Annotated in this window: 18 protein-coding genes, 1 pseudogene and 1 riboswitch; of the genes and pseudogenes, 13 read left to right on the forward strand and 6 right to left on the reverse strand. The window is 63.9% G+C overall.

Annotation, left to right across the window (positions count from 1 at the left end; all coding sequences use genetic code 11):
- Positions 1–349: 349 nt before the first annotated feature.
- Positions 350–856 carry a methyltransferase family protein gene (locus AC1DYO_RS14305; RefSeq protein WP_477264188.1) on the reverse strand — a complete coding sequence of 169 codons (507 nt, stop codon included), beginning with the start codon at positions 854–856 and terminating at the stop codon, positions 350–352.
- A complete protein-coding gene (locus AC1DYO_RS14310) occupies positions 853–1,848 on the reverse strand; it encodes a heparan-alpha-glucosaminide N-acetyltransferase (RefSeq protein WP_477264190.1) in 996 nt (331 codons plus the stop codon). Before AC1DYO_RS14310 ends, AC1DYO_RS14305 begins: the two co-directional genes overlap by 4 nt.
- A gap of 207 nt (positions 1,849–2,055) precedes the next feature.
- Between AC1DYO_RS14310 and AC1DYO_RS14315 the strand changes: the two are divergent.
- A pseudogene (locus AC1DYO_RS14315) lies at positions 2,056–3,255 on the forward strand (MFS transporter).
- Here the strand turns inward: AC1DYO_RS14315 and AC1DYO_RS14320 are convergent.
- Positions 3,256–4,419: an aromatic ring-hydroxylating oxygenase subunit alpha gene (locus AC1DYO_RS14320; RefSeq protein WP_477264192.1), complete on the reverse strand. Its 1,164-nt coding sequence runs from the start codon at positions 4,417–4,419 to the stop codon at positions 3,256–3,258.
- Between the two features lie 119 nt (positions 4,420–4,538).
- Between AC1DYO_RS14320 and AC1DYO_RS14325 the strand changes: the two genes are divergently transcribed.
- From AC1DYO_RS14325 to cobO, 5 genes are all read left to right on the forward strand, one after another.
- A complete protein-coding gene (locus AC1DYO_RS14325; RefSeq protein ID WP_477264194.1) occupies positions 4,539–5,231 on the forward strand; it encodes a gamma-glutamylcyclotransferase in 693 nt (230 codons plus the stop codon).
- Positions 5,232–5,299: 68 nt separating this feature from the next.
- Positions 5,300–5,495: riboswitch (cobalamin riboswitch) on the forward strand.
- 36 nt (positions 5,496–5,531) lie between these two features.
- Complete coding sequence (locus AC1DYO_RS14330) at positions 5,532–5,711, forward strand: CbtB domain-containing protein (RefSeq protein WP_112565177.1); 180 nt, start codon at positions 5,532–5,534, stop codon at positions 5,709–5,711.
- Positions 5,712–5,726: 15 nt separating this feature from the next.
- On the forward strand, positions 5,727–6,536 hold the full coding sequence (locus AC1DYO_RS14335) for a CbtA family protein (protein WP_477264196.1): 810 nt from the start codon (positions 5,727–5,729) through the stop codon (positions 6,534–6,536).
- Positions 6,529–7,041 (forward strand): bifunctional adenosylcobinamide kinase/adenosylcobinamide-phosphate guanylyltransferase, encoded by a 513-nt coding sequence (gene cobU, locus AC1DYO_RS14340; RefSeq protein WP_477264198.1) that lies wholly within the window; start codon positions 6,529–6,531, stop codon positions 7,039–7,041. Before AC1DYO_RS14335 ends, cobU begins: the two co-directional genes overlap by 8 nt.
- On the forward strand, positions 7,041–7,655 hold the full coding sequence (gene cobO / locus AC1DYO_RS14345; protein WP_023714330.1) for a cob(I)yrinic acid a,c-diamide adenosyltransferase: 615 nt from the start codon (positions 7,041–7,043) through the stop codon (positions 7,653–7,655). The genes cobU and cobO overlap by 1 nt, the downstream gene beginning before the upstream one ends.
- 137 nt (positions 7,656–7,792) lie before the next feature.
- Here cobO and cbiB read toward each other — a convergent pair whose 3' ends face one another.
- The gene (gene cbiB / locus AC1DYO_RS14350) at positions 7,793–8,770 is read right to left on the reverse strand and encodes an adenosylcobinamide-phosphate synthase CbiB (protein ID WP_477264200.1); all 978 of its coding nucleotides are present in this window, start codon (positions 8,768–8,770) and stop codon (positions 7,793–7,795) included.
- Between cbiB and cobD the strand changes: the two genes are divergently transcribed.
- Together cobD and AC1DYO_RS14360 are read left to right on the forward strand one after the other, a co-directional pair.
- Complete coding sequence (gene cobD / locus AC1DYO_RS14355) at positions 8,769–9,824, forward strand: threonine-phosphate decarboxylase CobD (RefSeq protein WP_477264794.1); 1,056 nt, start codon at positions 8,769–8,771, stop codon at positions 9,822–9,824. The genes cbiB and cobD overlap by 2 nt on opposite strands.
- Positions 9,821–10,330 carry a tyrosine phosphatase family protein gene (locus AC1DYO_RS14360; RefSeq protein ID WP_477264202.1) on the forward strand — a complete coding sequence of 170 codons (510 nt, stop codon included), beginning with the start codon at positions 9,821–9,823 and terminating at the stop codon, positions 10,328–10,330. The genes cobD and AC1DYO_RS14360 overlap by 4 nt, the downstream gene beginning before the upstream one ends.
- Positions 10,331–10,339: 9 nt before the next feature.
- Here the strand turns inward: AC1DYO_RS14360 and AC1DYO_RS14365 are convergent, their stop codons facing one another.
- Complete coding sequence (locus AC1DYO_RS14365; RefSeq protein WP_477264204.1) at positions 10,340–11,143, reverse strand: creatininase family protein; 804 nt, start codon at positions 11,141–11,143, stop codon at positions 10,340–10,342.
- Positions 11,144–11,199: 56 nt separating this feature from the next.
- Positions 11,200–11,583: a RidA family protein gene (locus tag AC1DYO_RS14370; protein WP_477264206.1), complete on the reverse strand. Its 384-nt coding sequence runs from the start codon at positions 11,581–11,583 to the stop codon at positions 11,200–11,202.
- A 254-nt stretch (positions 11,584–11,837) separates the two neighbouring features.
- Between AC1DYO_RS14370 and AC1DYO_RS14375 the strand changes: the two genes are divergently transcribed.
- From AC1DYO_RS14375 to AC1DYO_RS14395, 5 genes are all read left to right on the forward strand, one after another.
- Positions 11,838–12,842, forward strand: a complete 1,005-nt coding sequence (locus tag AC1DYO_RS14375; RefSeq protein WP_181055924.1) for an ABC transporter substrate-binding protein — start codon at positions 11,838–11,840, stop codon at positions 12,840–12,842.
- A 17-nt stretch (positions 12,843–12,859) separates the two neighbouring features.
- Positions 12,860–13,669 carry an ABC transporter ATP-binding protein gene (locus AC1DYO_RS14380; RefSeq protein ID WP_477264208.1) on the forward strand — a complete coding sequence of 270 codons (810 nt, stop codon included), beginning with the start codon at positions 12,860–12,862 and terminating at the stop codon, positions 13,667–13,669.
- Positions 13,656–14,507, forward strand: coding sequence for an ABC transporter permease (locus AC1DYO_RS14385; protein WP_477264210.1), 852 nt, complete (start codon positions 13,656–13,658; stop codon positions 14,505–14,507). The genes AC1DYO_RS14380 and AC1DYO_RS14385 overlap by 14 nt, the downstream gene beginning before the upstream one ends.
- 180 nt (positions 14,508–14,687) lie before the next feature.
- Positions 14,688–15,989: a cytosine deaminase gene (locus AC1DYO_RS14390; RefSeq protein ID WP_477264212.1), complete on the forward strand. Its 1,302-nt coding sequence runs from the start codon at positions 14,688–14,690 to the stop codon at positions 15,987–15,989.
- The gene (locus AC1DYO_RS14395) at positions 15,989–17,392 is read left to right on the forward strand and encodes an FAD-binding oxidoreductase (protein WP_477264214.1); all 1,404 of its coding nucleotides are present in this window, start codon (positions 15,989–15,991) and stop codon (positions 17,390–17,392) included. Before AC1DYO_RS14390 ends, AC1DYO_RS14395 begins: the two co-directional genes overlap by 1 nt.
- The last annotated feature ends 12 nt before the right edge of the window (positions 17,393–17,404 follow it).

Here is a 17,404-nt window from a genome sequence, read left to right on the forward strand (position 1 = left end):
TCTCTTGACTATTTTGTATTCTCTTGACTATTTTGTATTGCTCGACGGATTGCCTCTGTCGTTGTGGCGCGGCCGTGTAGAACCTGTCCCATAGCGCATCCTTCCATTCGGAAGAAAATATCGCACCATTAAAGCTCGGGATCAAACACCTAGGATCCATGCCGTGACATCGGCCGCGGAGTGCAGCGGTGCAGAATTCTGGAGCGTAGCAGCGCTTAGAAGTCGCGGCATGGATCCTCGGGTCTGCGCCGCGTCGCTGCGCTCCTTGCTCCGCCCGTGGATGACGAAGAGACGGGCGTTTCCGCCAACCGCCAAAGCATGCGGCCCCTGCCAGCGACCACGCGCCGACTCAGATCCAGCGCCGCACGCGCTTGGCGTAGTCGCGATATTTCTTGCCGAATTTGGCGGCCAGCACCTTCTCCTCGCTTTCGATCGCGACCTTCTGGGTGGCGAAGGCGGCGATCAGCGCCAGCGGCAGGAACCATACGATCCCCGAGACCAAGGCGGCACCGATCAACAGCAGCGTGTTGGCGAGATACATCGGATTGCGCGTGACGCCGAACGGGCCTGACGTCACCAGATGCTCCGGCACGCCGTTGGGGTTCATTGTCGTCTTGGCGCGCGTCATGGCGCGGATGGCGGTGAACCAGAGTGCGGCGACGGCAAACAGCATCACAAAGCCGGCCGCGAACAACAGGTCGCCCAGCAGATCGCCGATCCAGGGCAGGGGATAGAGTAAGCCAAGCACGATGCTGATGGCGATGGCGGCGCAGTAGATCAGCGGCGGCCAAGGGATCAGCCCAGCTTTCGGCAGCCCGGGTTTTGCCGGCCCGGCTTTTGGCAGCTTGTCGGTCATTGTTGCCCTCCCTGCGTCATCGGGCTCTCGTCCGTTTTGGCGGTGCAGATGCCGGCGAGTTCACCGAGATGCGCTTTGAACTCCGGGGTCTGGTCGCCATTGTAGAGCCGGTCGAATGCCGCCTCGCTTTGCAGCGTGTCCAGCATGCACACACAATAGCTGGCGCAGAACTCCGTGTCGCGTTGCTGTTCGCAGGATACCTGGCATTCCTTCAGGAAAACCACTTCCCTTGTTTCGACCGGCGCCGGCGCGATCTGCGAAAACAGCCAGACACAGCCGAACAGCAGTGGCTGGTGGATCAGGTAAAAAGCCAGGCTGTGGCGGCCGATGAAGGTGAATGGCTTGGCCCAGCTTCCTGATGTCAGCGTCGCCAGCCGCGCCAGCAGGCCGGTGGTGGACGCCAGCTTTGCCGCGGCGATGCCGACAAGCACGGCGCCGAACCATGGAAACAGTGGAACATAGTCGTTGGAGCGCGGGTTGATCGCCGACAGGCCGACCCACCACAGCGCCGGGTGGTCGAAGGCTTCGGATCGGAGGTAGATGGGCGCTGCGATCACCACCGCCGCCACGACCAGCGTCAGCAAGGACGGCAGCCGCAGGAACAAAAGGCCAAGCAGGCTGGCCAGCGCGATCTCGTGCAGGATGCCGAAGAAGATGAAGCTGTCCGGCGTGATGAAATACGTGACCGCCGAAATGGCGGCCGCCGCGACAGTGACCATGGCAAAGCGCCTCCAGAAGCCGTTCCAGCGGATCTGCCTGCCATGGGCGAGAAACAGGCTGACGCCGACCAGGAACAGGAAGGTCGAGGCGATGCAGCGGGCATAGATCTTCCACCAGCCGAAGGCGGTGAGGCCGGGGTCGGTGTAGTGGAAATTCTCGAGATCCCAGGTGAGGTGGTAGCTGGCCATGGCGATCAGCGCGATGCCGCGCGCGATGTCGATGGCCGTGATGCGCTTCGGTTGATCCTGAGGGGGTGCGGTATGGATGCTCATGGTCTCGCGATCTGATTCAGCCCCAAAGACGACTATCACGGTTGCACCGGACAAAAGAAGGCCGTGCGGCTGCATCAGGCGGTGCTTTAGGCCAGAGCCGGAAAGCCTTTGACCGAATTCGCTTTTTGCCGGGAAGGCGTCGGTTTCCTGTTACTGGCCAAGGAATTGCCAGCCCAGATTGATGCGCGAATCTGCTTTGGGGAAGCAATGTCCACCCATGTGCGCCATCCGATCTGGCTTCCGGCCTTGCGTCCGGCGGATGCGCGCACCTTTGCCTCGCTCTATGCTGTGGAATCCTTCGCCCGCGCCACGGTATCGAGCGTCATCCCGATCCAGGCCTACGAGATCCTCCACAACGAGCAGATCGTCTCGATCCTCTACACCATCGTGGCGCTGCTCGGCCTGTCGGTGACGCTGTTCATGCCGATGCTGATCCGCCGCTTTGCCCGGCGCTGAGTCTATACCGCCGGCGCCTGCCTGCTTGCCATAGGCTCGCTGTTCTTCGTCACCCACACGCTTGCCGGGCAGCTAGCCGGCATGCTGTGCCGCGTCATGGGGGCGAGCGCGCTGTCGATCACGCTCAACCTCTACATCATGGACCACATCCGCAAGACCGACTTCATGCAGGCCGAATCGCTGCGCATGGCATGGTCGATGCTGGCCTGGACCGGCGGGCCGACGCTCGGCATTTTCCTCTACACACGCTACGGCATCTATGCCGCGCAAGGCGCGGTGGCGGTGTTCGCGCTGGCCTTGCTGGCGTTGTTCTGGACCTACAGGCTGGGCGACAACCAGTCGATCCGGCCAGGCAGGACACGGCCGGCCAATCCGCTCGCCAATGTCGGCCGCTTCGTCGCCCAGCCGAGGCTCAGGCTTGCCTGGCTGATCGCCTTCGGCCGCTCCTGCTTCTGGACGACGTTCTTCGTCTACGGGCCGCTGTTCATGGTCATCACCGGCGAGGGCGAGCTGGCCGGCGGCCTCTTGGTTTCGGCCGGCAATGCGCTGCTGTTCATGGCGATCTTCTGGGGCAAGGCGGGAAAACATTTCGGCGGCCGGCGCACCATGACATTCGCCTATTTCGCCATGTCGGCGACGCTGCTGGCGGCGGGCGCGGTCGGCGCAACCGCGCCGCTGCTCACCGGCTTCTTCCTGCTCTGCGGCGCCTTCTTCACCATCGCGCTCGATGCGCTCGGCTCGACCGCCTTCATGCGCTCGGTCAGGCATTATGAGCGGTCGCAGATGGCTGCGGTCTACCGCACCTATCTCGACTTTTCCGAGCTGACGCCGCCGCTGGTCTATTCCGTGGTGCTGGCGTTTTTCGGCCTGGGTTCGGTTTTTGTCACCCTGGGCTTGCTGGCGGCCGTCTGCGGATTCGTCACGTGGCGCTATCTGCCGAAATCGCTTTGATCAGGATGCCGCATGGTGCTCGCGCACCCAGTTGTGGAAACGGTGCAGGTCGTACTCCTCCGGCATCAGCACACCGGCCTGGTGGCGCATCGAGCGCAGGCCTTTCTGGTTGACCTCGCAGATCGCCGCATCTTCTTCCAGTACCTGGGTGCCGAAGGCGACGACATTGTCGATGTCGGTCTCAGCCAGCGCCTCCGGTGCGAACAGCCATTCGGCGGTGAGCTCGGTTTGTTCGGGGCCGAGCGGCGTCAGCCGCACGGTGCGGACATAGTCGACATGGCCGACGATGAACATTGACGGCAGGCTGGTGGAATAGGTCTGGCCTGCTGCGCGTTCGGCCGGTGTCAGGCCGGAGAAGACCGGGCCATGCGCCTCTCCATCGCGCGACCAGGTCTCGGCACCGGTACGCAGTCCGCCGGAAAACTCCGGCGCGTCATTGTCGGCATGGCGGACCCAGTCGGGGTCGTCGCGCCGACTCATAAGGCCGCGGCCGTAGATCGGCACCAGTCGCGACAGGTCCTTGTGGACGCCGGGGCAGTGCAGGCACTCGTTGAAGTTTTCCCAAAAGATCTTCCAGTTGCAGTTCATCACCTTGCGCAGCACATGGCCTGACACCAGCGTTTCCAGCGGCCAGTTGGCGAGGTCGCCGGATGCCGGATCGAAGGATGCCTGCGCCGAGCCGGCCGCATCCTCCTGCAGGTTGACGAAGACAAAGCCGCGCCACACCGACAGCGCAACGCGGTAGAGCGGATGATCGGCCTTATCGAAACCCTCGGGCAGCGATTTCGAGGGAACGCGCACGAGATCGCCGCGCAGCGAATAGGACCAGGCGTGGTAGGGGCACGTGATGAGCCGCGCCTTCAGCCGGCCTTCGCTTTCCTGGCAAAGCTGCGAGCCGCGATGCCGACAGGTGTTGTGGAAGGCGCGCAGTTCGCCGGTGTCGTCGCGCAGCACGACGATTTCCTGCGTGCCGACGCGGAACGTCCTGAATGCCAAAGGCTGGGCAAGGTCGGTCTCGCGGCAGACGAGCAGCCAGCTTTTGTACCAGATGGCGTCGAGATCGCGCTGGTAAGCCTCGGTATCCCAATAGGCCGAGGACGGCAGCGTCGGCTCGGCCTTCGTCAAGCCGTTATAGGGGTCGTGCTGGCCCGGATTGGGTTGCATGGCTGGCTTCCTCTAGGGATACGTCAGCCGACACCCCGGCAAATCGTTTGTCAATCACGGCTGACATTGCCGGTTGCCGGTGCTGCGCATAATCATGTCCGGACATGGGGATTCGGAAATTGGCCGCACGACAGATGTCGCTTACGCCGGAACTGGTCGCGCGCTGCTGGCGCGAGATCAGGGACCCCGGGCCGGATCCGGACGCGATGCACCTCGATGACAGCGACTACGATTCGCTGCTGGATGAATTGCAGGCTGAGCTCCCCGATAGCGAACCGCTGTGGCTGTTCGGCTACGGCTCGCTGATCTGGAAACCGGAAATCGAGTATATCGAGGACCGCGTTGCGCTGGCACGCGGCTGGCACCGTTCCTTTTGTATGAACATGACGCGCTGGCGGGGCACCAAGGAAAGCCCCGGCTTGATGATGGCGCTCGACAGTGGCGGACAGTGCAAAGGCGTGGCCTTCCGGCTGGCCGACGACAACCGACGACAGCAGCTGGGCCGGCTCTTCCGGCGCGAAGTCACGCTGAAACCGACAAGCTACCGGCCACGCATGCTGAAGCTTGCAAGCGAGGCCGGTCCGCTCAGGGCGCTGGCCTTCGTCATCAACCGCAACGGCCTGACCTATTCCGGCCCGCTCGACGAGGCGAAGGTCGTCGACAGGCTGGCCACATCCTGCGGGCACTGGGGGTCGGGCGCCGACTACCTCTACAACACGGTGAAGAATCTGGAGGAGCGCGGCATTCACGACCGCCATCTGTGGCGGCTGCAGCGACTGGTTGCGGAGCGGATCACCGCCTTGAACCCCTGAGGCCTGAGTGGCGCATTCGCGCTGTTGGCTGCCGGAATTTGGTTTGCCGGATGCGGCTGTTTCAGCCTATAGTCATGCATGTCGTCGGTTCCGTTAGGGACCAAGAGGGAATGCGGTGAGGGCTGACTTGTTGCCCAATGCCGTGGCTGCCCCCGCAACTGTGTGCGGTAGTCCTCTCCAAGCCACTGAGGATTTTTTCTTCGGGAAGGTGGGGAAGGGCGCTGATCCGCGAGCCAGGAGACCTGCCGGCGACAGGGAACTGACTTCGATGCCCTCGGGTGGAGGGCGAAAGGACAAGATATGAATACCGCTTCCGTCTCCCTCGGCGCTTCCGTCTCCTCGCAGTCGCGCTTCATGCAGCTCGTGCTTAGCGCGTTTCTGGGCATTTTCGTCATCGGCGTTGTCGGCTTCTCGCATATCGATGCGGTCCACAATGCCGCGCATGACTATCGCCATTCGATGGCGTTTCCCTGCCACTGACGAGGATCTGACATCATGAACCTGTTTCGCAACGTCGTGTTCGTCGCGGCGATCGCCGGGCTCGTGGCCGGCGTCGTTCTCGCCTGCATGCAGGCCTATGCCACCGTGCCGCTCATCCTGAAGGCGGAAGTCTACGAACAGGCCGGTGGCGGCCATAAGCATGAGCATGCCGCAGCGCCCGCCGCCAACGCTACGGACACCAATGCCATGAGCACCGCCGCGCCGGCGGGAAATGCCATGAGCAGCGCAGCACCCGCACCGGCTGAAACGGCCGCGCCAGCGGAGGACGAAGGCTGGGCGCCGGCCGACGGCTTCGAGCGCTTCGCCTTCAGCGTGCTGGCCAATATCGTCACCGGCATCGGTTTCGCGCTGGTCCTGGTGGCGGTTTCCGAATTCGCCGGCGGCATCGGCAACTGGCGCCAGGGCGTATTCTGGGGTCTGGCCGGCTTTGCCGTGTTCACGCTGGCGCCGGGCCTCGGCCTGCCGCCGGAACTGCCGGCAATGCCGGCGGCCGATCTCATGCCGCGCCAGATCTGGTGGGTGGCAACGGTTGTGGCGACTGCTATTGGCCTTGCCTTGATCGCCTTCCGCACGTCGGCGCCGTTGACTGTCCTAGCCGTCGTCCTGATTGTCGCCCCGCATATTGTCGGCGCGCCGCAGCCGGACAGTTTCGAGACGCCGATCCCGGAAGGCCTGCATCATCAGTTCGTGGTGGCGGTGACGGTGACCAATCTGGTGTTCTGGCTGGTTCTCGGTGCGGTTGTCGGCGTGGTGCGCGGACGTTTCACCGGTACGGCGACCAGCCTGCGCGACAGCTTTGCCTGATCGCAGTTTAACCTTCATCATCGGCGGTGCGCRCTCCGGCAAGAGCGCGCATGCCGAAACCCTGGCGACGGCGCTGCCGCCGCCATGGGCCTATATCGCCACCGCTGAAGCCTATGACGATGAGATGCGTGAGCGTATCGCGCAACACAGGTCGCGGCGCGGCGAGGGGTGGGCGACCATCGATGCGCCACTCGATCTTGTCGGTGCACTGGAAGCCTTGCCCGACGACCAGCCGGCGCTTGTCGATTGCCTGACGCTGTGGCTGACCAATCATATGCTTTCCGACCATGATCTCGAGATGGAATGCCGGCGGCTGGCCGACGTGCTGTCGCGGCCGCGCGGACCGTGGTTCGTGGTCTCCAACGAAGTCGGGCAAGGCATCGTGCCGGACAATGCGCTCGCGCGCCGGTTCCGAGACGCCGCCGGCCGGCTCAACCAGCAGGTCGCGGCAATTGCCGATACGGTGCTACTGATGGTGGCGGGGCTGCCGCTCAAGGTGAAATGATGACCGACATCGACGCAAAGGACGAGGAACGCCACCGCGCCAAGATGGCCAAGCGCAAGGCGGTACAGGATGCCGAGGTCGCGGAAAAGACGGTCGAGAAGGGCCTGTTGATCGTCAACACCGGACCCGGCAAGGGCAAGACCACGGCTGCCTTCGGGCTGGCGCTGCGCATGCTCGGCTACGGCAAGCGCGTCGGCGTCGTCCAGTTCATCAAGGGCAAATGGCACACCGGCGAAAAGGATGCTTTCGCGGCGTTCGGCGACCGCGTCGTCTGGCACACAATGGGCGAGGGGTTCACCTGGGAGACGCAGGATTTGAAGCGCGACATTGCGGCGGCCGAAGCGGCCTGGGCCAAGGCGCTGGAGCTGATTGCCGATCCCTCCATCAGCCTTGTTGTGCTCGACGAACTCAACATTGCGCTGCGCTACGACTACCTCGATCTCGATAAGGTGGTGGCAGCGCTCAAGGCACGGCGCGAAGGCCTGCATGTCGTCGTCACCGGCCGCAATGCCAAGCCGGCGCTGGTCGAGGCGGCCGACCTCGTCACCGAAATGGGCGTGACCAAGCACCATTTTTCCGCGGGCGTGAAGGCGCAGCAGGGGATCGAGTTCTGAGAGTTTTTACCCTCCCCCTTGTGGGGAGGGTCGATCCGCAAAGCGGATCGGGGTGGGGGTTCTCGTAGGGCGCAGTCCCCCACCCCGGCGCTTCGCGCCGACCCTCCCCACAAGGGGGAGGGTGAGGGTGAGGGGGCTCAGAACGTCACCGCGATAAGCACCGCCGACAGGATCCCGAACAGCGCGATCAGCAGATAGTCGGCGACCTGATACAGTTTCAGCGCCCGCCTGATGTCGAGGCTCTCGGCTTCGCGGCGACCGCCTTCGCCCATGAACGCATCCTCGACGACAACGCCGCCATAGGTACGCGGGCCGGCGAGCGCCAGGCCGAGGGCGCCCGCCATCGCCGCCTCCGGCCAGCCGGCATTGGGCGAACGGTGTTTTTTGGCGTCGCGCCGCACCGCTTCCCAGGCGTTGCGGGGATCGGCGCCGTCAACAAGAAACGCGGCGGCAACGATCAGCAGCGCGGTCAGCCGGGAGGCCGGCAGGTTGATCCAGTCGTCGAAAAGCGCCGCCGCGCGGCCGAAGGCCTCATGGCGCGGGGTCCGGTGGCCGATCATCGAATCGGCGGTGTTGGCGGCTTTGTAGGCGACGCCGCCGGCCAGCCCGCAGACCCCGGTCCAGAAGGCGGGGGCGACGATGCCGTCGGAAAAATTCTCGGCCAGGCTTTCGATCGCGGCGCGGCTGACGCCAGCATGGTCGAGCTTTTCGGGATCGCGGCCGACGATGCGGGCAACCGCAATGCGGCCGAGCGCCAGCCCGCCTGTGTCCAGCGCATCGGCCACCGCTTCGACATGCTCGGTAAGGCTCTTCTGCGACAACAGCGACGAGGCCAGAATTGCCGTGACGATCATCCCGGCAGGAAAGAGCTGCCAGAGCAGGAGTTGCACGACAAAGGCAATTGCTGCCGGCACCAGCACGATGACCAGAAGCGCCTGTACGCCCCGGCGGCGACGCGAGGCGTCGGAATCAGTGGCGCGGTTGAGCCTGAGGTCGAGAAAGGATATCAGCCTGCCGAACCAGGTGACAGGATGGCCAACGGCACGAAACAGCCAATCCGGGTAGCCCAGGATGCGTTCGATGACCAGCGACAGGAAAGCGATCAGGATCGACATGAAGCTTTCTGATGGAGCGATTGCTGCGGTGGATCATGGTGGATCCCTTGGCCGGGCGAGCGCGCTCTTCCCTCACGCGCCACAGCCTTTCGTCGATCTCTCGACAGGTATCAATCCGCACTCCTACCCGCTTTTCGAGCTGCCCGCCACCGCTCTGTCACGATTGCCGGAAGCTGGGCGCCTGCATGAGCTGGCCAGGATCGCGGCAGGCGCCTATGGCGCGCCTTCGGCCGAGAATGTGGCGGTGGCCCCAGGTACGCAGATCCTGTTGCCGCGCGTCGCCTCGCTGGTGAGCCCCGGCCGTGCGCTGGTGTTGGGACCGACCTATGCCGAGCACGCCAGGGCCGCTGCGATCGCCGGCCATGCCGTGGCGGAGGTCGACGATGTCGAGGCGCTCGTCGCGGCCGACCTCGCCATCGTCGTCAATCCCAACAACCCCGACGGGCGCGTCGTGTCGCGGGAAAGGCTGCTGCGGCTTGCCGAGACAATGCGCGCCAAGGGCGGGCTGCTGGTCGTCGACGAAGCCTTCATGGATGTCGGCCCGCACGCCGAAAGCCTTGCCGGCGATGTCGGGCAGGGCGGCATCGTCGTGCTGCGCTCGTTCGGCAAGTTCTTCGGCCTTGCCGGCCTGCGGCTCGGCTTCGCGCTTTCCGATGCGTTGACGGTCGAAAGGCTGGAGACCCAATTCGGACCGTGGGCCGTCGCCGGTCCGGCATTGGAGTATGGCATTCGCGCGCTTGCCGACAGCGGCTGGCAGGCTGACATGCGACGCCGGCTGGTTTCGGATGCCGTGCGGCTCGACGCGCTGTTTGCGCGATTCGGCGTTGCTGTCGCCGGCGGCACGACGCTGTTTCGTTATCTTCAGATTCCGAACGCGGCCGGGCTGTTTTCGGCGCTCGGCGAGCGCGGCATCCTGCTCCGGCATTTTTCCGGCCGGCCGCGGGTGCTGCGTGCCGGGCTGCCTGGAAGTCAGGAGGAATGGCGGCGGCTCGAATCGGCGCTTGCCGACTGGCACGCGCGGCGCGACGATGAGCCGAAGGAGATCGCGCTATGATCCATGTCTGTTCGTTGGCCAAGCTCGAGGAGACGGTGGCGAGAAGCGGCGCCGAGCGCGTGCTGTCACTGCTCGCCGCCGGCACCGAGGTGACGCGTCCGGCCTCGATCTCGCGGGAAAACCACCTGCATCTGGTCATGCACGACATTGCGGTGGCGCAAGACGGCATGACCATGCCGGGCGAGGATCACGTGCGCAATCTGCTCGATTTCGCCCGCAAATGGGACCGTGCCAATCCGATGGTCGTGCATTGCTATGCCGGCATCAGTCGCTCGACCGCCTCGGCCTACATCATCGCCGCGGCGCTGGCGCCAAAGCGCGATGAGGCAGAATTGGCGCAGACATTGCGGATGCTTTCGCCCTCGGCGACGCCCAATCCGCGGCTGATCGCCGTCGCTGACACTCTGCTCTCGCGACAAGGCCGCATGATCGAAGCGATTGAGGCGATCGGGCGTGGCGCCGACGCTTTTGAGGGCACGCCTTTCGTTTTGAAGATCGGCGGCTAAGGCGGCCCGCTACGCCAGCCAGTCGGCGAGCTTCGCCTTGCGCACGTCTTTCAGCAGGGTGATGAAACCGTCGGCCTGATGCTCCGCGGTCAGCCGGCCTTTTTCGGCCGTTGCGATCGAGGCGCCGCCGACGACGCCGTTGGGGTTGAGGTCGCTGGCGATCCAGGCGAAGGCGTGCGTTCCGGTTTGGCGCAGCAGCGCAAATTCGGTCTCGGCGCGGGCGACCTTGGAGACGAAATTGTCGGCCTTGCCCATGTCGACCAACTCCGGGCGGAAATGCAGCATCAGCGAGGTCTCGACGTCGCCGCCGTGAATGCCGTGGCGGTCCTCCAGCTCAGTGTACATGCCGGCCGGGCGGCCAAAACGCTGCCAGCTGGTCTTCACCGCCAGCATCCTTTCACGCACGCGCAGCTCACGCGTGACGATGCCCATGATCTCTTCATTGCCGCCGTGCGAGTTGACGACGATCAGCTTTCTTACCCCGGCGCGGGCGATGGACAGGCCAAGCTCGGTCCAGGCATCGACCAGGGTCGTCGCCGGCAAGGTCAGCGTGCCCGGCGCATGCAGATGCTCGTTCGATTTGCCGACCGCCTGGACCGGCAGAATGCGGATGTCGAGATCGCCGGGCAGGCGGGCAATGACCGTCTCCAGCATACCGTTCATGATCGATGTGTCGGTCGACACCGGCAGATGCGGGCCGTGCTGCTCGATCGCTGCCACCGGCAACACAGCGATCGTCGCCTCCGGATCGATCGTGGCGTATTCGGTGGTCCGGTAATCGCCCCACCACATGCGTCTGTTTGCAACCGTCATGTCATGCCTCTTCAAGCGGATGAACCAGACCTAGCGCGGCAATCATTGGCTGTCGATCACCCGGCAGCGATCGCCTCGACCTCGACCTTGAATTCCGGTCGCGCAAAGCCTGACACGATCATCAGTGTCGAGGCGGGCGCGGGGCTGGTAAACAGGCGGTCGCGGACGTCCATATAGGGCCGCAGATGCGCGCGGTCGGTGACGTAGGCGTTGATGCGAACGATGTCCCCTAGTCCCAGGCCGGCCTCGCCGAGGATCGCCGCTATGTTCTGGAAGCACAGTTCGGCCTGTGCGCCGGCATCCTCCGGTATTTGATCATCCGCAGTGATGGCGACCTGACCGGAGCACAGCACCAGACGCTTCCCCGCCGGCACTTCGACACCGTGGCTGTAGCGGGCGAAAGGCGGCTTGATCGACTTCGGGGTGAGGAATCTGAACATGGCAATCTCCGGTTTTGCAGCTAGCCTAGGGCTGGACGGTTGCCCCCTCAAGATGCAGTGCATGTCGCTCGGGCGATTGTGGACAGCCGTCCAAAAAATAGGCACGATGCCTCCCGCACAGCATGACCCGTCCGGTCTTGGCAATGACGTCCGCGTGAAGCAGGCGGTCCGGGCGGTGGCATGTGTCTTGCTTCTTGGACCAATGGTGTCGAGCCCGGCGCGTGACGCTCCGGAGCCAACAAAGGGTGGTGTCGATGTACGGAAGACAGAAGATTTTGGCTGGCGCGCTCGCGCTGCTTGGGGCCAGCACGCTGGGTGCGGCCGCGAACGAGAAAGTCACCTTCGGCACCAACTGGCTGGCCGAGCCCGAGCATGGCGGCTACTATCAGGCTGTCGCCGACGGAACCTATGCCGCATGCGGCCTCGACGTGACGATCTCGCAGGGTGGTCCGCAGGTCAGCGGGCGGCCGCTGCTGCTGGCCGGCAAGCTCGATTTCTACATGGGCGGCAATCTCTTATCGGCCTTCGACGCCGTCCAGCAAGGCATTCCGATGCGCGTCGTCGCGGCCGATTTCCAGAAGGACCCGCAGGTCATCATGTCCCAGCCGGGGCAGGGGCTGGACAAATGGGAAGACCTGAAGAACGCCGACCAGTACATACTCGGCGACGAAGGCGCGCAGACCTTCTTCCAGTGGATGGTCACGGAGCTCGGCTTCGATGCCGCCAAGCGCGTGCCCTACACCTTCAATCCGGCGCCCTTCATCGCCAACAAGAAGTCGATCCAGCAGGGCTATGTCACCTCGGAGCCATTCGCGGTGCAGAAAGCCGGCGGCTTCCTGCCCAACCAGTTCCTGCTCGCCGACTATGGCTGGGAGACCTATGCGACCACCGTCGAGGTCATGCAGGACACGATCGACAAGCGGCCGGAGGTCGTACAGTGCTTCGTCGATGGCTCGGCCAAGGGCTGGTACAACTATCTCTACGGCGACAACAAGGCCGCAAACGACATGATCAAGAAGGACAATCCTGACATGACGGATGAGCAGATCGCCTTCTCGATCGAACAGCTGAAAAAATTCGGCGTGGTCGATTCCGGCGATTCGGAAAAGCTCGGCATCGGCGCCATGACCGACGCACGCATCCAGAGTTTCTACGACAAGATGGTCAAGGCCAAGGTCGCGCAGCCCGGCATCGACATCAAGAAGGCCTATACGCTGGCCTTCATCAACAAGGGCGTCGGGCTCGAGCTGAAGAAGTAATTGTGAGACTGGAGACAATGGCGAAGACTGCCAAAGCGGCATCGGGTGAAGGCCCGATGCTTCTGGCGCTGCGCCATGTCGGCAAAGTCTTTTCCAACGGCGTCACGGCGTTGAGCGATGTCGACCTGACCATCCGCGAAGGCGATTTCCTCAGCCTGCTCGGGCCGTCCGGCTGCGGCAAGTCGACGGCGCTCAGGCTGATCGCCGGCCTGTCGACGCCGACCTCAGGTGTGCTCGACTGGCGCGGTTCGATCGACCGCGCCAACATCGGCTTCGTCTTCCAGGAGCCGACGCTGCTGCCCTGGGCCAATGTCTTCGACAATGTCTGGCTGCCGCTGCGGCTGAAAGGCATCTCGCGGGCAAAGGCCGCTCCGGCGGTGACGGAAATGCTGGCGCGGGTGCATCTGACCGGTTTCGAGAACGCTGTGCCGCGCGAGCTCTCCGGCGGCATGAAGATGCGCGTCTCGATCGCTCGCGCCATGGTGACCAAGCCGCGCATCCTGCTGATGGACGAGCCGTTTGCCGCACTCGACGAGATCACCCGCTTCAAGCTCAACAACGACCTTCTGGAGCTGTGGCAGGACGAGCGCTTCACCGTCGTCTTCGTCACCCACAGCGTCTTCGAAAGCGTGTTTTTGTCCAACCGCGTCGTCGTCATGGCGGCACGGCCAGGCCGCGTCCACGCCGAGTTGGCAATCGATGCCGCCTATCCGCGCGACGAGGTGTTTCGCACCTCGCCCGACTATGCCGCGCTCTGCCGCCAGGCCTCGGATATTCTGGTCAACGCCATCAACACATCAGCCGGACCACACCATGACGGCCATTGAGCAAGCGGCGTTGACCCTTGATCCCGAGGAGGCCGGCCGCGTGCGCCAGGAGCGGCTGGAGCGCATCGGCCGATGGGTCTTGCCACTGGCGATCATGATCCTGGCAATCTGGCTGTGGGATCGCGTCTGCGTCTGGAACGAGATCCCGAAATACATCCTGCCGCGCCCGGGCGTGGTGCTGCAGACGCTCTATGACGATGCCGGGCTGCTGTTCTCCTCGCTGCTGGTGACGCTCAGGATCACCTTCCTCAGCCTGGTGCTTGCCGTCATCGGCGGCGTCGGGCTGGCGGTGCTGTTTGCGCAATCGAAATGGGTGGAGATGTCGTTTTTCCCCTTCGCCATCGTGCTGCAGGTGACGCCGATCGTGGCGATCTTCCCGCTGATCAACATCTATGTGAACAATCAGACGGTGAAACTGCTGCTCTGCGCCTGGATCGTCGCCTTCTTCCCGATCCTGTCCAACACCACGCTTGGCCTCAATTCGGTCGACGGCAACCTGCGCGACATGTTCAAGCTCAACGGCGCGACGCGCTGGCAGCAATTGCGCTATCTCAGGCTGCCGGCGGCGATGCCGTATTTCCTCGGCGGCCTGAAGATTGCCGGAGGCCTGTCGCTGATCGGCGCCGTGGTGGCCGAGTTCGTCGCCGGCGCGCAGGGGCAGTCGTCGGGATTAGCGTCGCGCATCATCGAGGCCGGCTACCGGCTCAACGCGCCAAGGCTGTTTGCGGCGCTGATCCTGATCTCGCTCACCGGCATATTGATCTTCCTGGTGCTGTCGCTGGTGTCGCATCTCATCCTGCGCCGCTGGCACGAGAGCGCGCTGAAGCAGGAGCGGTAGGGAAATGTCGGCGCGAAACACCCCCCTCTGTCCTGCCGGACATCTCCCCCTCAAGGGGGGAGATCGGCTGTGTATTTTGTTTTCGCCAATCGCTGATGTTGCAGAAGAGGCAGCTTGGTTGAAGCTGCCAATCTCCCCCCTTGAGGGGGAGATGCCCGGTAGGGCAGAGGGGGGCAGTTCTTGATTCCAACCTCTGGCTCCTACCATCTCGCCAACGTCCGTGTTCATCGATCGCTGACGCCAAGCCTCATTGCTACCTTCGATACTGACGGTTTCGCGCTGGCCGACATCACCGTCGCCGATGGCAAGATCTCAGCCATCACGGCGCATAAGAAAACAAAGCCGCCGGCTGACGCCATCGACCTCGCCGGCCGCATCGTGCTGCCGTGTTTCGTCGATTGCCATACCCATATCGACAAGGGCCATATCTGGCCGCGAAAGCCCAATCCGGACGGCAGCTTCATGGGCGCGCTCAACGCCACAGGCGCCGACCGTGCGGCCCGATGGAGCGCCGAGGACGTCGCGCGGCGCATGGATTTCTCGCTGCGCTCGGCCTATGCGCACGGCACCAAGGCGCTGCGCACGCATCTCGACAGCGTGCCGCCGCAAGAGGAGATTTCCTGGCCGGTGTTCGAGGCGATGCGCGACAAATGGAACGGCCGCATCGGGTTGCAGGCGGCCTGCCTGCTCGGCATCGAGGGCGTGCGCGACAAGAAATGGTTCGAGAAATTGGCCAAGCGCGTGGCCGCGGCCAAGGGCGTGCTCGGCGTCGTCACCTATATGGTGCCGGACCTCGAGGAGCTTCTCGACAAGGTGTTCGCCGAGGCGATCAAGCATGGGCTCGACCTCGATTTCCACGCCGATGAGACCGACGATGTCGCGGCGATCTCGCTGAAGAAGATTGCGGAAGCTGCCCTCTGGAACGGCTTTGAGGGTAACATCCTGGTGGGACATTGCTGCTCGCTGGCGCGCCAGCCGGACCTCGATGTGCTCGATACGCTGGACAAGGTGGCCAAGGCCGGGCTTGCCGTGGTGTCGCTGCCCATGTGCAATCTCTATCTGCAGGACCGGCGTGCCGACCAGACCACGCCACGCTGGCGCGGGGTGACGCTGGTGCACGAGATGAAGGCGAGGGGCATTGCGGTGGCGGTTGCTTCCGACAACACGCGCGACCCGTTCTATGCCTATGGCGATCTCGACATGTTGGAGGTCTATCGCATGGCGACGCGCATCCTGCATTTCGACCATCCGGTCGGCGACTGGCCGCAGGCGGTGGCCTCGACACCGGCTCGGGTGATGCGGCTCGATGGGGTCGGAACGCTCGCCGCCGGCGGCAGCGCGGATTTCATCGTCTTCAAGGGCCGGAGCTGGACGGAATTGCTGTCGCGGCCCGAATCGGATCGCATCGTCGTACGCGACGGCAAGGCGATCGAGCGCCTGCTGCCCGACTATGCCGAACTCGACGAACTGATGGTGGACTAATGGATGTTTCGGCGCTCAAACGCGATCTCGACGGGATAAAACTCGACGACAATCCGGCCATCGTCCAGCAGAAGAGCCGCGACTTCTACTGGTACAGCCCGGTGCTGAAACAGCAGCTCGACCATGTCACCGGCGACCTGATCGTGACGCCGAAGAACGAGGCCGAACTGATCCGCGTGCTCGCCGCTTGCCACCGTCATGACGTGCCGGTCACGCCGCGCGGCAGCGGCACCGGCAATTACGGCCAGGCGATGCCGCTGTCTGGCGGCGTGGTGCTCAACTTGGCCGAGATGAATGAGATCAAGGCCATCGCGCCGGGGCGCGTGGTGACCGGACCGGGCGCGATCCTTGCCGACATCGACAGAGCGACGCGGGCGCATTCTGGGCAGGAGCTCAGGCTATCGCCCTCGACCTACAACACCGCCTCGATCGGCGGTTTCATCGCCGGCGGCTCCGGCGGCGTCGGCTCGATCAATTTCGGCGGCTTGCGCGATTTCGGCAATGTGCTGCGCCTGCGCGTCGTCACAATGGAAGCCGAACCGAAGGCGCTCGAACTCACCGGCGAGGACCTGCACAAGGTGACCCACGCCTATGGCACCAATGGCATCATCACGGAAGTCGAGATGCCGCTGACGGCAGCCTATGAATGGATCGACGTCATCGTCGGTTTCGACAGCTTCATGCCGGCAGCCCGCTACGGCAATGCGCTGGCCTGCCAGGACGGCATCCTGACCAAACTGATCACGCCGATCGCCGCCCCCGTGCCGCAGCTCTATTTCAAGCGGCACCACAAGTTCCTCAAGGAGGGGCAGAGCATCTGCGTCGTCATGGTCGCGCAGCATGGGCTAGACGCATTCCTCGCTTTCACCCGCCGCGCCGGCGGCGAGGTGATCTTTAATGCGGCGACGGCGGCGGATGCGGACAAGAAGGGCCTGCCGCCGGGTTTCGAGCTGGCGTGGAACCACACGACGCTAAGGGCGCTGCGCGTCGATCCCTCGATCACCTATCTGCAATCGCTCTATCCGTTTCCCAACCAGCTCGCGCTGGTCGAGAAGATGGACGCGATGTTTCCAGGCGAGGTCTTTTCGCATCTCGAATTCGTGCGGCTCGACGGCAACATCACCTGTTTCGGCCTGCCGCTGGTCAAGTTCACCACAGAGGCGCGGCTTAACGAGATCATCCGGCTGCATGAGGAGAATGGCTGCCCGATCTTCAACCCGCACCGCTACACACTGGAAGAAGGCGGCATGAAGCAGACCGACGAAATCCAGCTCGCCTTCAAGCGCGAGACCGATCCGCAAGGCCTGCTCAATCCCGGCAAGATGATTGCCTGGGAAAATCCGGACTACGACTATCGCTCGGGCCGGACGTTCCTGTTCAAGGGATTGCAGAAGGCAAGCTGATGACGAGCGTCT

It is taken from the genome of Mesorhizobium sp. P2_F5 (genome assembly GCF_056403715.1).

Bases quoted from the DNA above. Each gene is read 5' to 3' on its own strand.
- AC1DYO_RS14305 (WP_477264188.1), bottom strand. From the start codon at position 856: ATGACCGACAAGCTGCCAAAAGCCGGGCCGGCAAAACCCGGGCTGCCG.
- AC1DYO_RS14310 (WP_477264190.1), bottom strand. From the start codon at position 1,848: ATGAGCATCCATACCGCACCCCCTCAGGATCAACCGAAGCGCATCACG.
- AC1DYO_RS14320 (WP_477264192.1), bottom strand. From the start codon at position 4,419: ATGCAACCCAATCCGGGCCAGCACGACCCCTATAACGGCTTGACGAAG.
- AC1DYO_RS14330 (WP_112565177.1), top strand. From the start codon at position 5,532: ATGAATACCGCTTCCGTCTCCCTCGGCGCTTCCGTCTCCTCGCAGTCG.
- AC1DYO_RS14335 (WP_477264196.1), top strand. From the start codon at position 5,727: ATGAACCTGTTTCGCAACGTCGTGTTCGTCGCGGCGATCGCCGGGCTC.
- cobO (WP_023714330.1), top strand. From the start codon at position 7,041: ATGACCGACATCGACGCAAAGGACGAGGAACGCCACCGCGCCAAGATG.
- cobD (WP_477264794.1), top strand. From the start codon at position 8,769: ATGAAGCTTTCTGATGGAGCGATTGCTGCGGTGGATCATGGTGGATCC.
- cbiB (WP_477264200.1), bottom strand. From the start codon at position 8,770: ATGTCGATCCTGATCGCTTTCCTGTCGCTGGTCATCGAACGCATCCTG.
- AC1DYO_RS14360 (WP_477264202.1), top strand. From the start codon at position 9,821: ATGATCCATGTCTGTTCGTTGGCCAAGCTCGAGGAGACGGTGGCGAGA.
- AC1DYO_RS14365 (WP_477264204.1), bottom strand. From the start codon at position 11,143: ATGACGGTTGCAAACAGACGCATGTGGTGGGGCGATTACCGGACCACC.
- AC1DYO_RS14370 (WP_477264206.1), bottom strand. From the start codon at position 11,583: ATGTTCAGATTCCTCACCCCGAAGTCGATCAAGCCGCCTTTCGCCCGC.
- AC1DYO_RS14375 (WP_181055924.1), top strand. From the start codon at position 11,838: ATGTACGGAAGACAGAAGATTTTGGCTGGCGCGCTCGCGCTGCTTGGG.
- AC1DYO_RS14380 (WP_477264208.1), top strand. From the start codon at position 12,860: ATGGCGAAGACTGCCAAAGCGGCATCGGGTGAAGGCCCGATGCTTCTG.
- AC1DYO_RS14385 (WP_477264210.1), top strand. From the start codon at position 13,656: ATGACGGCCATTGAGCAAGCGGCGTTGACCCTTGATCCCGAGGAGGCC.
- AC1DYO_RS14395 (WP_477264214.1), top strand. From the start codon at position 15,989: ATGGATGTTTCGGCGCTCAAACGCGATCTCGACGGGATAAAACTCGAC.